Below are 14,437 nucleotides of genomic sequence, written 5' to 3'. Positions count from 1 at the left end.
TTTTCTCGGCCGGAGGAGACATTCCCTATAGAAACCCGGAACAGGACTGTACCAGCAACAGGACTGTACTTTGAGCTATGAAGAAATGGAGCACAGCATGCAGTTTGATAACACTCTGGCGTCAAAAATCTCAATCGTCATTATTTCCAGAAATAGAGCCGATGCACTGGATGCTACCCTTCAAAAGCTGCACGCACTCCATGAACCTGTTCCAATCATTGTCATCGATAACCATTCAGAAGATGGAACAATCCAACTGGTGAGCACTAAATACCCGGATGTTACGCTTATTCAACTCCCAGAGAATTATGGATCATCCGCAAGAAACGTAGGAGCAAAGCGTGCCCAGACTCCCTATATTGCCTTTGCCGATGACGATTCCTGGTGGGAAGATGGAGCTTTGAGAGCGGCGGTGACGTATTTTGAGCACTATCCCACCCTGGGACTGATTCAGGGGAAAATCCTCCTGCGTGGAGGACAGATCGAGCCTGCCTGTCAACTGATGGATAAAAGCCCGATCACCACACCCGATAATTTTCCTGGGAAATACATTCTGGGATTTATCGCCTGTGGTGCAATCGTACGGAAAGATGCCTTTCTGGATGCGGGAGGGTTTCATCGCAATATTGGCGTAGGTGGGGAAGAGGAACTGATAGCGCTTGATATGGCAGAGCGGGGATGGAGCCTGGCGTATTTTCCAGACATTCTTGCCCATCATTTCCCTGCACCCCAGCGTAATAAAGCCAGAAGAAAGCAGCTTGTTGTCCGCAATCATCTCTGGTCAGTCTGGCTGCGCCGTTCCCTGAGCGGCGTCTTCGCTGAAACCTCACCCCTCCTGCAACAGGCCGTTGCCAATCGCGATGTGCGTAAGGGGATCATGGAAGCTTGTACGGGTCTGCCGTGGATTATCAAAGAGCGCAAGCCGCTGAACGCTGAGCTCGAACAGGAAGTTGTCAAACTCTCCAGGTTTCACCCCTAGAGAAGAGGGAGCGTACTTGAGGTGATGCAAGGAACTGCGAGCGCAAATCGTCATTGGTGATCTTGCTGGCAAGCTCTTCGACAACGGCTGCGGCACGCGCGAAGGCCTGTGCCGCCTGTTCATGTTCTTCACTGGATTGGTAGAGCCTGCCCAGAGCTGCCTCTGCCTGCCAGAGTTCTCCGGGAAGACCGAGGTCTTTTGCTGAAGCGCTGGCTTGCTGCAAGCAAGCCAGCGCTTGTTCTGTTTCGCCCTGTGCTTCAGCAAGAGCAGCGCGCGCGCGTGCATAAGAGATAAAACAGCGCTTATTGGTGCCAAAGAGCTGATGAAACGTCTGTAAATCTTCTGCCGCCTGTGTGCTGGCGCCTGCATACAGCAGGGCGGCCGTTTCGGGCCAGCGAGGAGCTTCTGGACATACCACGGCCCTGGGATCTCTCGTGACCAGGGCCTGCTGGGCATACATAGAGGCTGCTTCCCAATCATCGATCAGGGCATAATCAATGCACAGCAGTGAGATGCTCAATCCGGTATAGCGCGACGAAGGGACCGTTTCGCTTAGTTTCCAGGCTTCCAGGTGCGCCTGGAGTGCTTTTGGGGCAGTAAAAGTGCCTGATAGGCCAATCCAAGTGAGACCAGATTGACGAAAAGGATGAGCTCTTGATACGAGGAGCCGATGATGTATTACGGATAAGATCTGCCAGGGCCTGCAACTTAGAAGAGGGCCTGGCGGAGAGCTCCGCGCGCAACACTTCCTGGCAGGTCTCGTATGTTTTTAATGCCGCGACACGGTTGCCCAGCGAGAAGTGCAATTGCATCAGGCGTAAATAGACAGTTTCATTGAGTGCATCGTAGGTACGCCAGCGCTCAACGGTCTCAATCGCCTGCTCAATCTGCCCTTCTGCCTTTTGCAGTTGGGAAAGCCAATCCAGTATCTGTTCCATCCGCTTGAACCAGATTTGACGCTGCGTGCCAACCCAGTGATCAAAATCGATCGCATCCCGTAGCGCAAAATTATCCAGAAAGCCACCTCGATAGAAGGCTATCGCCTGTTGGAGATGAGCAATCACTGTGCGGCGGGCCTCCCCGGGCATCATTTCTGGCGTGGGAAGTTGCTGGAGCAGGGTCCATGCGGCCTCAAACGCGTGCAGATCAAGCTCGATGCCAGAGCTAAGATCGAGTCCGAGCGTATCATGGGTGATGAGCAGATGCGCTGTATGTTGCGCTGGCGTCTTCTCTTCGAGCGCCTGCCGTACGTGCAGCAAGGCGATGCGCAGTGCTGCTCTTCCATGTGCCGTATCGCTCTCGGTCCATAAGAGACGAGCGAGCTTCTGACGGGAATGTACGCCGGTTTCTGTCGCAAGGTAGATGAGCAGGGCCAGCGTTTTGCGATCATAGAAGGTCAGGCGCTGACCGCAATGCTCTACAATTGGTGTCCCGAGCAACGCAATCTTCAGCTCGCTCATGAAGCGCTCCTTTGCACATCCATGCAACAACGTTTACCTGTCCAGCGAAGAGCGGAGGGTGACTATATTCAAAATGCTCTTCTGAACAGTACACATAGTGGTGGTAGAGATAGTATAGTGATTGCGAGGTATAAGGGCAAGAGGATGAGCAAAGAAAACAACAACGACTCGAGTATAAAACAAACGATTTTCTGACCGTGCGATCGATTTAATAAACGCTTTTCTCAACGCTACTGCTGTTATACTATCTCTACTACTTTCATTCAAAGGAGAGGATGCATGCTCAATCTTGCCGTCTTGCTTGATGATAGCGCACGTGAAGTGCCTGAGCGAACAGCTATTATTTACGAGAAAACCAGGCTGTCGTATGCTGGCTTGCAGGCCGCTGCCAACCAGGTGGCCAATGGACTGGTTCAGGTGGGCATTCGTCCGGGGGATACCGTTGCCCTCAGTTGCCAGAATCTCCCATCATTCGTTATTGCCTACTATGGCATCCTCAAAGCAGGTGGTGTCGTTCTGCCGCTGAACGTGCTGCTCAAGCCCCGTGAAATCGCCTATCATCTCGCTGACGGCGAGGCAAAGGCGTATTTTTGTCAGGAAGGAAGTTCCGATCTCCCCATCGGGCAGATGGGATTTACCGCGTTCCAGGAGGTGGACAGTTGTACACACTTCTTCCTGATGACCAATGATCCAGCCGCGCCATCACCCATTGCGGGCGCGACAACCTTTGGCGAGCTCATGGATGGTCAGCCAGAGACCTTTGAAACGGTGGAGACGCATCCGGATGATACGGCCGTCATTCTCTACACCAGTGGTACGACGGGCAAGCCTAAAGGAGCTGAATTGACGCATATGAATATGCTCCTCAATGCGCGTCTGTCCGATACGATGTATCCTAGAGCCAACCACGATGTGCACCTGATTGCCTTGCCCCTGTTCCACTCCTTTGGACAGACGGTGCAAATGAACGCGGGTATCTACAATCGGGCGACCCTGGTACTCGTATCCCGCTTTAGCCCCGAAGGCGTGCTGCGTTTGATGGAAGATGAGGATGTCACTATTTTTGCAGGCGTACCAACGATGTACTGGGCGATGCTCAACTATGCAGGAGCGGGTACCTATGATTTGCAGAAGATCGCGCGCAACTTACGAGTATCGATCTCTGGTGGGGCGGCTATGCCGGTGGAAGTCATGCGAGCCTTTAACGAAAAATTCCGGGTCACCATTCTGGAAGGATATGGTCTCTCCGAAACCAGTCCAATTGCTACGTTTAATCGGCTTGATCGGACAATCAAACCCGGTTCAATCGGGCTCCCTGTCTGGGGAGTCGAAGTACGCCTGGTGGATCAGCATGATCAGGATGTCAACGTAGACGAGCCGGGTGAGGTCGTAATTAGAGGCCACAATATTATGAAGGGCTATTATAAGCGCGCTGAGGCAACCGCCGCGGCCATGGGCAATGGCTGGTTCCATACCGGTGATATTGGACGACGCGATGAAGATGGCTACTTCTATATTGTCGACAGAGTGAAAGATATGATCATTCGCGGCGGCTTCAATGTGTACCCGCGTGAAATCGAAGAGGTGCTGATGACACATCCGGCAGTGAGTATAGCGACCGTTGTCGGCGTCCCACATGAGCGTCACGGCGAAGAGATCAAGGCCTTTATCATCCTCAAGCCTGACACAACCATCTCGGAAGCCGAGCTGATTGCCTGGTCCAAGCAAAATATGGCCGATTATAAGTACCCACGCCTGATCGAGTTCCGCACCTCGCTCCCTATGACCGCCACGGGAAAAATTCTCAAAAGCGAGCTGCGCCGGGCACAATAAACATAAATCCTGCATGGAGGGACGATGTGTCTGCCATTGTACCCTCTCCATGTCAGACTGATCATATTCGTCAGAAAACTGCGCAACCTTGTCGGAAATGATGTTGTCCAAACAGGAAAAAGGAGCGAACGCCGATGTTCACACGTTTTATCCGATGGTGCACTCTGGCTGTTCTCGTAGGTTGTCTGTTGCTCTTTCAACGCTCCCCGGCTGCGCACGCTGCGACCGCAGGAAAATTGCAGCAATTCAGTTATCTGGGCCCTGCGGGACTGTATACCTATGATGTGTATACACCAGCAAATTATCAAGTAGGGACATCGGTCCCCCTGATCGTCGTCCTATCTGGTTGCACGGTAAATGCATCGACAATGGCGGCAGATACGGGCATGAATGCCCTGGCTGACCAGAAGCAGTTTATTGTTGCCTATCTTCAGCAGGAAGTTTTCGCGAATCCTTCTTTATGCTGGAACTTTTTCCTCTCAATCAATCAGTATCGAGGCATGGATGAAACTGCTGAGATCGCTGGTATCACGCAGACAGTGGAAAATACTTCCTCGCTCTGGACGATTAATAAGCATCGTGTCTATATCACGGGGATTTCATCGGGCGGAGCAATGGTGGTGAATATGGGGGCCGCCTATCCAGATCTGTACACCGCGATTGGAGTGCATTCTGGCGTGGAGTACCAGGCCGTCACCGCTTTCTCGCTGAGCGCTTCGGTCACAGGTGGGCCTCCTCCTGTTCTACAGGGTGACCTGGCCTATCAGGCGATGGGGCGCTATGCGCGGGTGGTTCCCACCATTGATATTCAGGGGACCGCTGATACTGTCGTGTGGCCGGTCAATGGAGATCAGGTGATTCAGCAATGGATGGAAACGGATCATGATGCCTCAGGGGGAACCTATAATGCGAGCTTCTCCAGTCCCGCGACCATCACATCCGGGCAAGTGTCAGGAGGACACTCCTATACCACCTACACCTGGAAGAATAACAGCGGGCAAGAGATCGAGGAATACTGGGTGGTCAACGGCATGGGGCATGCCTGGTCTGGCGGCACTGGACTCTGGGGCGATCCCGCAGGACCCAGTGCGAATCTGGCCCTCTACAATTTCTTCATGCGCTTTAGCAATTAAGCCATCGCGGATCGCGAAAATGCATCGCGATCAATAGGACACAGAAGCTCGTTGTTGGATGTGCTGGCAGCGAGCTTCCATTCGCATCAAGGCTGGATGCCTGGTGCGCGTATTTCTTTCCTCAAGAAAAATACAGAAAGGGAATATGGCTATGTCGACTCAGCAGGTGCAAATCAATGGAATTACCTTACAGTATCAGACCTGGGGGGAGTTCACCAGGCCTGAACGAACGGTCTTGCTTGTCCATGGTCTAACCGCCAGCAGCCAGGAATGGGCACAGCTTGGACCTGTGCTCGCCAGCCAGGGATGGTACGCCATCGCCCCGGATCTGCGCGGACGTGGTCTGAGCGAGAAACCACCACATGGTTATGGCATGCCCTATCATGTCAACGATCTGCTCTCACTCTGTGACGCGCTGAACCTCCCGGTTGTCCATTTTATAGGCCATTCGCTGGGCGCTCAGATCGGGTATTTCTTTGCCGCGGTCCACCCCAAACGTCTGGGACGGCTTGTCCTGGTGGACGCGGGCGGACGGGTCCCGCCGGACTCACTCCAGGCCATCGGGGCCTCGCTGCAACGATTGGGGCAGATATATCCCTCACTCGATGCGTATCTGGCGGAACGGCAGCAAACGCCTATTCATCAGTGGAGCCCTTTCTGGGAGGACTATTATCGCTATGATGCCGAAGTCCACGCCGATGGAACGGTGACTTCGCGCGTTCCCAAAGCGGCCATTGAGGAAGAGATCACAGTCAACATGAGCATGAATGCGGACGCCCTTTTACCGCGCATCCAGGCCCCGACGCTCATCACGCGTGCCGCCCTGGGGACGCTGTCACCTACCCGGGGCATTATCCTGACGGCTGATGAGGCCGAACGCGTGCAAACCATTATCAAAGGCAGTCGTGTGGTGGAAATCCCCGACATCAACCATTACACCATCATGCTCTCAGAGGTTTTCACCAGCGCAGTGTTGGCTTTCTTATCCAAATGACCATGGGTGCAGCGATAGTTTTGCTAAGACTTTCATCAAAGTGCTCTCGTTAAGCATCTACAACTGTCGGACTAGAGCAAAAAAATGGGGCATTTGACTCATCCCTTCTGTATCACCAGACTGTATGCTAAGAAGCGTAGAGTGTACGCATTCACCAGGTGCGATCGCAGGTTGATCTATCTCACTATCAATCTGTTGCGGCCTGGGTTGCCATACATAATTAGTGGACAGGAGGGTTTACTATGGCCCGCAGCCTTTATCGTTTTTACCTCTACGCGGTTACAACGGCATTATTGATCTTTGCGGTGAGCGCCTTTGGTTTCTTGCTCTCGACTGGCCTCGCGTTTACAGGTTTGCGCGGATCTTATCAGGATATTCCGACGCAGGCGCAGTTTGTACAGGCCTTGAGCTATGCCTGTGTGGCTTTTCTCATTGCAGGTTTGCTGGGCGGCCTGCATTACTGGCTTCTTCGCCGTGATCTCCGACAGGAGCCACAAGCTGCACATAGCGCGATACGTTCCTTTTTCTTGAATACAACCGAAGGGATAAGCGTGGCCCTTGGTGTTCCCCTGCTGGCTATAACCTTATCGGGGCTGGCCGCAACCTCCTATAGTGGTTTGACCTTCATCTGCGCGGCTGCTCTCTCATGCTTGCTTCTGGCTTGCCTGGTGCATCTTGAGCGTCGGCGTACCGGTGAGCCAGCAGGGCCCGCGCGCGTCTTTCAACGTATTCACATTTTCGGCGTGCAACTTGTTCTGCTGCTTATCGTGATAATTTTCTTTATCCTGCAGCCCACGATCAGATATGTGATCGATACTGTTTTCTTCCATGGAACTGTCCAGTGTGAGGGAAGTTCTTCCTGCCAACCTGCCAATCCATTCTGGTTACTGCTCACCCTGCTCTGGATCGTGGGAAGCTGGATCTTTTATAGTTGGACGGCCAGCCGGGATCGATCGCTGGCGACGCGCCTGATCTTTCATGGCCTGGGCCTGGCTTCTGGCATGGCCTTTCTGCTGCGAGGCTGCTCGCTGGCGATTGTGGCCCTGTTGCGCCTGGGATACAGAGATCCTCTTCCGCTGGATGCGGTCCTGGGCTCACAAGGAAGCTCTGATTTCGTTTCACCTCTGTTGCTGGGGACGCTTCTCATTGGCATCTATGCCTGGTCATTGCTCGGGAGTGTACGCCAGGGATTGATGCGTTTGGAGGTGCTACGCCTGACGATTCTGGGCATCGTGGGAACTGTCATGGCTGGCGCCTTCTGGTGGGGGCTGGGGAGGTTGCTGAACAATGCGCTGAAGAGCTTCTTCCTAACTGGCGGCGTGGGAGTAGATCATCAGGAGTGGTTTGAGTCCTGGGCCCTGGTGCTCTGTGGGGTCGGCTACATCTTGATCGGTTGGTATATACGTAACGTCTCTAAACGGGATGGTGATCTGGTCTCGGGGCCGCGTCGTGGCTATGTGCTCACCCTGATGGGAGCAGGCGTCCTGACGGGGGCAATTGGCCTGGCAGTTGTCCTGTATACCAGTGTGACCGTACTGCTCGGTTCGGCCGTGCCGAATTGGCAACCGGTGGCTCAGGGAGGGTTGAGCGCCTTTCTGGTTGGCGCAGCTCTTGTGAGCATCTATCTACCAACGGCGCGACGCCATCACCTTTTCCAGGGGAGCGAGTTGTCGCAGGAGGAGAAGGCCGCGATTGTCGCACCAGGACAATCGGCGGACTCGACGCCGGAAATGGGCCATGAGGGACCACAGGAGGCAACAATTGAAGCGATCCTGGATGCCTTGCTGGCTAATAGGCTCTCGCGTGATCAAGCGGCTACCCACCTGCACGAGCTCATGCATATGGACGAGTAGCCTCTTAGAACTGAAAAGGCTCCAGTCTCCAGATCTCGGCTTTTAGCCCCTGATCGTTGTTGGAGACTGGTGCAGAGGGAGTGAAAACGACACGATCGTTCCCTCATCCAGCTCGCTCTCAACCCAGATAGAGCCATGATGGCGCGTGATGAAAGCTGATGAGATATACAGACCTAATCCCAGCCCCGGATAGGTGAACTGGCTTTCTCCTTCGACCCGGTAGAATCGTTCAAAGAGATGCGGCTGTTTCTCGGCGGGAATGCCGATGCCAAAATCTTGTACCGAAGTGATGACCGCATCGTCCGTGCATCGTGTTTTTATCACGATGGTATCGGCCTGCGGCGAGTATTTTACCGCGTTGGTCAATAGATTGATAAGCACCTGTCCGATGCGCTCACGATCAGCGGTGATGGTGATGCCAGGGGTCAGATCCTGTAAGATATGGTGTTTAGGTGCCGCTCGCTGCATATCCTCAACGATCTCGCTGATGAGCGCGCTCATCTCAAAGGAAGAGGGGTGGAAGATCAGTTGTCCCTCTTCAATACGTGTCACATCGAGCAGATCCCTCACCAGGTTTGTTAGCCTGTTGATCTGTGCATCCATTTTTTGCAGCAGGGTGGCTGAACGCTCATCACCTTCCTGGCGGAAGCGGCGCTCCAGCAGCTGCGCGTAGCCCTTCAAACTGGTCACGGGCGTTTTCAACTCGTGGCTGGCAACGCCAATAAACTCATCTTTCTGGCGAGACAGCTCTTCGCTATGCTGTCTCGCCAGGACCTGATCGGTCACATCAACGCCATGTATGAGAATTCCATCAATAGTTCCCTGTGCATCATAGGAAGGCTGATAGACAAAATTGAAGTACAACTGCTCCAACGTGCCATCGCCTGTGCGGTCAAGCTGGATTGGAATTTCAGTGCCAGAGAATGGCTGGCCCGTCTGATAGACCGAGTCGAGTAATTTCAAGAAGCCCTGCTTCTCCAATTCGGGAATAGCTTCACGGATCGGTTTGCCCATGATTGGCTGATGTGCCCTATGTAACTGCATCGACAACGGATTGGCAAGCTCGAGGATATGATCGGGGCCGCTCAACATCATAATGATTGCGGGGGCCTGCATAAAGAGGTCGTGCAGGCGTTTACGTTCAGCCTTCACGAGCTCATCCGCCTCCTTGCGGATACGCGCCATCTCCAGGTGCGCCCGGATGCGGGCCAGCAGTTCGCGCGCACTAAAAGGCTTGACCAGATAGTCGTCGGCACCTGCCTCCATACCTTCGATCTTCGCCTCTTCACCTGCGCGGGCGGAAAGCAGAATAACGGGAATGGTTCTTGTCTCGTGGTCTGCTCGCAGGGCCTGTAGTAGTTCAAACCCATCCATACCTGGCATCATCACATCCGACAGCACAAGGTCCGGCCGGTGCTGTTTCACCGCGGCCAGTGCTGCCAGCCCATCTGATACAACCTGGGTGCTATAGTGAGGGCATAACAACCGGCTGACATAGTCACGCATATCGGCATTATCATCGGCGAAGAGTATCTGTGCCGTTGATGTTGGTACACCATGCTCTGTGCGCCCACTTTCATATGACGGGGCTACCTCTGGCTGCACATCGGCGAACGTATTTTCCCCGGCCAGTGACCTGAAGGCCTCGGCGATGTAAGGTTCAGCGTTTATTGCTGTGGATGCGAGTGTGCGCCTGGCGGCGATGCGATCTTGTGGCAGGTGGGCCGTCCCCAGAGGGAGCGAGACGGTGAAGGTACTTCCGTGACCGGGTACGCTGGTAACACGGATGGTTCCCTCGTGCAACTTGACCAGCTCCTGCACCAGGGAAAGCCCGATGCCAGTTCCCTCAATTGTGCGTCCTGTATTCTCCTTGATGCGATGGAAGCGCTCAAATATATGAGGCAGCTCCTCTGGAGGAATGCCCACGCCGGTATCTGTGACCGCGACCTCAACATTGGTGCCGCGTTGCTCAAGCGTCACGGTGATTCCCCCCGCCATGGTGTACTTAAAGGCATTGGACAGCAGGTTAAGGATGATTTTTTCCCACATCTCGTGATCTACGTATACCGGCGAATCCAGGGGTTGGCACATCACCGTCAGCGTCATACCAGCTTTTTCTATGACGGAACGGAAGCTGCTGGCGAGATCGGTAGTCATGGTTGTAAGATCGGTTGGTTCAAATACAGCCTGGACGCGTCCAGCTTCGATACGCGAGAAATCCAACAGGGTGTTAACGAGCTTCAGCAGGCGCAGGGCGTTACGATGTAAGATCGCGGTGCGTTCGCGCTGTTCTGGTGAAAGCGTGTGCCTTTCGGCCAGCATATCCTCAATGGGTCCCAGCATAAGTGTGAGGGGAGTGCGGAACTCGTGGGAGACATTGCTGAAGAACAGGGTTTTGGCCGTGTCTATCTCGGCCAAGGCTTCCGCGCGTTTGCGCTCCTCTTCATATGCCTGCGCATTGGCGAGACTGGCTGCTATCTGGCCTGAAACAAGGTTGAGGAAACCCTGATAGTTTTCATCGAACAGCCTGAAGGGATTGAGGCCGACAATCAAGACGCCAGCTTTTCCGGTATGGCCCGATGGAGCAATGGGGATAGCCACGGCCTGACGTGGCGGACGTTTCCACGCCCCTGTAGGCAGGGTATCGCTCAGGTGATCCAGATTATCGATCACGCAGATTTTTTGTTTTCTCAGCACCTCGGCGAAAGGCCAGAGGCCGGGAGCGTCGAGCCCGGCGGTCTCTGGCACAACCTGGTGATCGCGTGAAATACCAGAGGTGCCGTGCAGGTCCACTGATTGTGTTTCTTGATCGAACAGATAAATCATGGCAAAGGGGATATCATGGAGGTTCTGTTCTATGCTGGCGGCACTGAGGTGACAGGCCTCGGTGAGGGTGCGGGCATCGGCCGTCTGGGCGGCAAGGGTGCGCAATAGCTTTACCTGTCGATCACCGATGATACGCTCTGTGTCGCTGGTATTGGCGCAAATAATGCCGCCGACACCCCCCTGGTCTCCTGGTACTGGACTGTAAGAGAAGGTATAATAGGTTTCTTCGGGATAGCCATAGCGTTCCATGATGAGTAACAATGCTTCATCATAGGTGCCCTCATTTCGTTCTACCGCTGTGCGAAGCCGGGGTGCTAGCTCATCCCATACTTCACGCCAAACAACCGATGCCGGCTGACCCAGCGCCTCTGGATGTTTTCCACCAACGATAGCTTTGTAGGGATCATTGTAGAGCTTAATCAGTTCCGGTCCCCAGCCAATCCAGATCGGCTGGCGGGAAGTGAGCATGATACGAACCACCGTTTTCAGACTTTGGGGCCACTGTTCAACGGGTCCAAGGGGGGTGGATGACCAGTCAAAGGTGCGTATGCGTTCCCCCATCTCTCCTCCACCTGCCAGAAAGTCAATGGATGCAGAAGGTCCAGGCATTGGCTGAGGTGCCATATATGTGATTTCTCCTTAGTACGGTGGCTGCTTAAATATGTGGAACTGCTAATAGAGATAGTGTGCCCTGCGAGACGTCTGATAAAGAAGACTATGTTTTCGTCTCCATCGGGTACAGACGGTTACTCCTGCTCGTTTTCCTCGATTTCTTCGCGTCAATCGGAAGTCGTGCCAATCGGCCCTATCTACGTATTTGCAGGTAGATAATGTCGCTGTATAGAAGATACACGAAAATGTTGTGTCTATGCAAGCTGAACAGGAATTTAGGGGGAATACAGCAATTTCCAGCCTCTAATAAACTGAGCATTTGTATAGCCTTCCCAGGGTGGTGCAAATCGTGTTATGACACGCCCGGGAAGGCTTGAGCGGCGTCTTTAATCGTCGATTGCCTGGTAGGCCAGGGTCCCGAAATTAACGTTTGACGGATTGGAGGAAGCTAGGGCACACTGGGTCATGAGGATAATAATCAGCTCTTCCCTGGGATCAGAATACCAGGACGTGCCCATACCCCCATCCCATCCGTACCGGCCGGGTACCGATGAGATGTCGTGGCGCCTGGTGGCCACCGAGACGCCAAATCCCCAGCTATTGTTCTCGAAGAAGCCAGGGACCAGGCTGGATACGGCCTTCTGCTCTGACGTCAATTGGTCAGTGGTCATGGTCTCGACTGAAAGCCTCGATAGGATGCGTTCATTGTTGTATCTACCATGAGAGAGCAGCATCCGGGCAAAGGCCAGATAGTCATCGATGGTCGAAACCAGTCCACCAGCCCCTGATGGGAAAGCCGGTGGATGACTCCACTGGCTATTGGTGGCATTGTCGTATACGGCGAGCTTCCCACTCGCATTATCAGGCCAATAGCTGGTCGCCAGCCGGTCGAGAGAGGTTTCCGGTACGCTAAAACCGGTGTCCTTCATTCCCAGCGGCTCGAAGATGCGCTTGCGCAAGAATGTCTCAAATGGTTTTCCTGAGACGCGCGCTATCAACACGCCCAGCACGTCGGACCCCGTATTATACACCCACTGTTCACCCGGTTGGTGCATAAGTGGAAGCTGACCCAGGCGGTGCATCCACTCATTGGGTTCGGGAACCACCGCAGGGCTGGGCGGCCCCATGCCGATCTGCAGCTCGTTCGCGGCCTGCATGATTGGATAGGTATCGGGCGATGCCATAATCTGTCCCAGACCCATACAGAAGGTGAGCAGATCGCGCACAGTGATCGATCGTTTTGCCGGTACCGTCTCATTGAGTGGACCACCAGGCCGCTTCAGCACGCGGCGTTCGGCTAACTCGGGTAGCCAGTGATCAACGGGCTCGTCCAGCCGCAGCTTGCACTCCTCCAGCAGAATCATCGTTGCCACAGCCGTGATGGGCTTGGTCATAGATGAGATGCGGAAGATGGTGTCGCGCCTCATCGGAGCGGCGGAGCCTAACTCCATCGTGCCGATGACATCAACATGCACCTCGCCTCTTCGGCTGACGAGCGTGATGAGACCGGGTATTTCACCGCGCTCGACATAGCCGGACATGAAATCGTGCATGTGCCCGAGTCGCGCCCTGGACAAGCCTGCTGTGCTCATCGCTAAATCCCTCCACGCGTGTACAATATATAAAAAATTCTATTGCGGTAGATTAAGGCCTTAACAGGAAGTGTAGCACATTGGAGACCCACATTCTTCTTCTATCTTGCTTTTTGGCATGGCTGTTTATCTGTATCATGATTTTGCTTCATGCACAAGAGAATATTTCTATAGCGATGGAGGCGTTCATGATATAGCTGCCTTTAGCGAATACCGCTATCCCTACATCAGGTCCTGGGAATTTTACAGTAAAATAATGCTACTATTATATTTATATACTATGCTGTAAAAACGTTTGGAAACGCAGGTTGGACGTGGCTAGCTTTATACGGAAGGAAGATCACATTACTATGCGTATTATTTCTGATTTTCACAACCACACTTCTTATACCTCTGCTCAAGCTATGGTTCGGTCCGCTCAGCAGAGAGGGCTGAAGATATTTGGTATCTCCGAGCATATCTCTCAGACGCTCGAAGGCCGTCCCGTGCTGGCGCATATGCCGCAGGAAGGGGTTATCTTGCCGATGGAGGAGTATCGCCAGCAGGTATTGGAAGCGGGTCAGTCCGACCATTTTGATGTATGCCTGGGGCTTGAAGTCGATTTCTATCCGGGCAAAAACGAGGAGATCCAGGCGGCCTTGAGCGGCTATAAGTGGGATTTTCTGATTGGTTCTATCCATGACGTTGATGCACTGCATTATGATCGCGTGAAAGAAGATTTCGGCCGCGAGAAGGGCGAGGTCCTCTGGCTGCGCTACTTCGAGTTACTGCGCGAAGCGGTGAGCAGCGGTTTCTTCCAGGTTGTCAGCCATCCAGTACGCATGCGAACGACCAATCCTTATCTCCCACCCACCTTTGATCAAGAGCTTGAGTCCCTGGCAGCCGAAGCGAAGCGCTGTGATGTCGCTTTAGAGCTTAATGGCTTTGATGTGCTGACTTATCCTGATGTGGTTCGTCGTTTGATGAAGGCCTGCGCCATTCAGGGTACCGCTATTAGCTGTGGATCCGATGCTCATTATCCGGAGGAGGTAGGCGAGGCTCATAAGAAGTTTGAGAATATCCTTCGTGAAGCGGGTATCCGACAGGTCCGTATCTGGAAGCAGCAACAGCCGGAAGAATATACTATCTAAGCTTTCTGATCAATGGAAAGAAGGT

General features: G+C 53.6%; 10 protein-coding genes. 6 read left to right on the top strand and 4 right to left on the bottom strand.

What is annotated here, in order from left to right; genetic code table 11:
- The first annotated feature begins 97 nt into the window (after positions 1–97).
- The gene (locus AABA21_RS03640; protein WP_338247624.1) at positions 98–979 is read left to right on the top strand and encodes a glycosyltransferase family 2 protein; all 882 of its coding nucleotides are present in this window, start codon (positions 98–100) and stop codon (positions 977–979) included.
- On the opposite strand, the gene AABA21_RS03635 is transcribed toward AABA21_RS03640, so the two are convergent.
- Complete coding sequence (locus AABA21_RS03635) at positions 954–1,439, bottom strand: hypothetical protein (protein ID WP_338247623.1); 486 nt, start codon at positions 1,437–1,439, stop codon at positions 954–956. The two genes, AABA21_RS03640 and AABA21_RS03635, sit on opposite strands and share 26 nt — an antisense overlap.
- A gap of 34 nt (positions 1,440–1,473) precedes the next feature.
- On the bottom strand, positions 1,474–2,439 hold the full coding sequence (locus AABA21_RS03630) for an AfsR/SARP family transcriptional regulator (RefSeq protein WP_338247622.1): 966 nt from the start codon (positions 2,437–2,439) through the stop codon (positions 1,474–1,476).
- Between the two features lie 279 nt (positions 2,440–2,718).
- On the opposite strand from AABA21_RS03630, the gene AABA21_RS03625 reads away from it, so the two are divergent.
- From AABA21_RS03625 to AABA21_RS03610, 4 genes are all read left to right on the top strand, one after another.
- Positions 2,719–4,272, top strand: a complete 1,554-nt coding sequence (locus AABA21_RS03625) for a long-chain-fatty-acid--CoA ligase (RefSeq protein WP_338247621.1) — start codon at positions 2,719–2,721, stop codon at positions 4,270–4,272.
- Between the two features lie 134 nt (positions 4,273–4,406).
- A complete protein-coding gene (locus tag AABA21_RS03620; RefSeq protein ID WP_338247620.1) occupies positions 4,407–5,405 on the top strand; it encodes an extracellular catalytic domain type 1 short-chain-length polyhydroxyalkanoate depolymerase in 999 nt (332 codons plus the stop codon).
- A gap of 151 nt (positions 5,406–5,556) precedes the next feature.
- On the top strand, positions 5,557–6,399 hold the full coding sequence (locus AABA21_RS03615; protein WP_338247619.1) for an alpha/beta fold hydrolase: 843 nt from the start codon (positions 5,557–5,559) through the stop codon (positions 6,397–6,399).
- A gap of 242 nt (positions 6,400–6,641) precedes the next feature.
- The gene (locus AABA21_RS03610; protein WP_338247618.1) at positions 6,642–8,252 is read left to right on the top strand and encodes a hypothetical protein; all 1,611 of its coding nucleotides are present in this window, start codon (positions 6,642–6,644) and stop codon (positions 8,250–8,252) included.
- A 42-nt stretch (positions 8,253–8,294) separates the two neighbouring features.
- Here AABA21_RS03610 and AABA21_RS03605 read toward each other — a convergent pair whose 3' ends face one another.
- Both AABA21_RS03605 and AABA21_RS03600 read right to left on the bottom strand, forming a co-directional pair.
- Positions 8,295–11,702 carry an ATP-binding protein gene (locus AABA21_RS03605; RefSeq protein WP_338247617.1) on the bottom strand — a complete coding sequence of 1,136 codons (3,408 nt, stop codon included), beginning with the start codon at positions 11,700–11,702 and terminating at the stop codon, positions 8,295–8,297.
- A 374-nt stretch (positions 11,703–12,076) separates the two neighbouring features.
- Complete coding sequence (locus tag AABA21_RS03600) at positions 12,077–13,282, bottom strand: serine hydrolase domain-containing protein (RefSeq protein ID WP_338247616.1); 1,206 nt, start codon at positions 13,280–13,282, stop codon at positions 12,077–12,079.
- 350 nt (positions 13,283–13,632) lie between these two features.
- On the opposite strand from AABA21_RS03600, the gene AABA21_RS03595 reads away from it, so the two are divergent.
- A complete protein-coding gene (locus AABA21_RS03595) occupies positions 13,633–14,412 on the top strand; it encodes a PHP domain-containing protein (RefSeq protein WP_338247615.1) in 780 nt (259 codons plus the stop codon).
- The last annotated feature ends 25 nt before the right edge of the window (positions 14,413–14,437 follow it).

The sequence above is a fragment of the Dictyobacter halimunensis genome, from assembly GCF_036245075.1.
This window is presented reverse-complemented; position numbering and strand designations above follow the sequence as displayed.

Excerpts from the sequence above, each read along its gene's own strand:
- AABA21_RS03615 (WP_338247619.1), top strand. The coding sequence starts at position 5,557 with ATGTCGACTCAGCAGGTGCAAATCAATGGAATTACCTTACAGTATCAG.
- AABA21_RS03635 (WP_338247623.1), bottom strand. The coding sequence starts at position 1,439 with ATGTATGCCCAGCAGGCCCTGGTCACGAGAGATCCCAGGGCCGTGGTA.
- AABA21_RS03630 (WP_338247622.1), bottom strand. The coding sequence starts at position 2,439 with ATGAGCGAGCTGAAGATTGCGTTGCTCGGGACACCAATTGTAGAGCAT.
- AABA21_RS03605 (WP_338247617.1), bottom strand. The coding sequence starts at position 11,702 with ATGGCACCTCAGCCAATGCCTGGACCTTCTGCATCCATTGACTTTCTG.
- AABA21_RS03595 (WP_338247615.1), top strand. The coding sequence starts at position 13,633 with ATGCGTATTATTTCTGATTTTCACAACCACACTTCTTATACCTCTGCT.
- AABA21_RS03640 (WP_338247624.1), top strand. The coding sequence starts at position 98 with ATGCAGTTTGATAACACTCTGGCGTCAAAAATCTCAATCGTCATTATT.
- AABA21_RS03600 (WP_338247616.1), bottom strand. The coding sequence starts at position 13,282 with ATGAGCACAGCAGGCTTGTCCAGGGCGCGACTCGGGCACATGCACGAT.
- AABA21_RS03625 (WP_338247621.1), top strand. The coding sequence starts at position 2,719 with ATGCTCAATCTTGCCGTCTTGCTTGATGATAGCGCACGTGAAGTGCCT.
- AABA21_RS03610 (WP_338247618.1), top strand. The coding sequence starts at position 6,642 with ATGGCCCGCAGCCTTTATCGTTTTTACCTCTACGCGGTTACAACGGCA.
- AABA21_RS03620 (WP_338247620.1), top strand. The coding sequence starts at position 4,407 with ATGTTCACACGTTTTATCCGATGGTGCACTCTGGCTGTTCTCGTAGGT.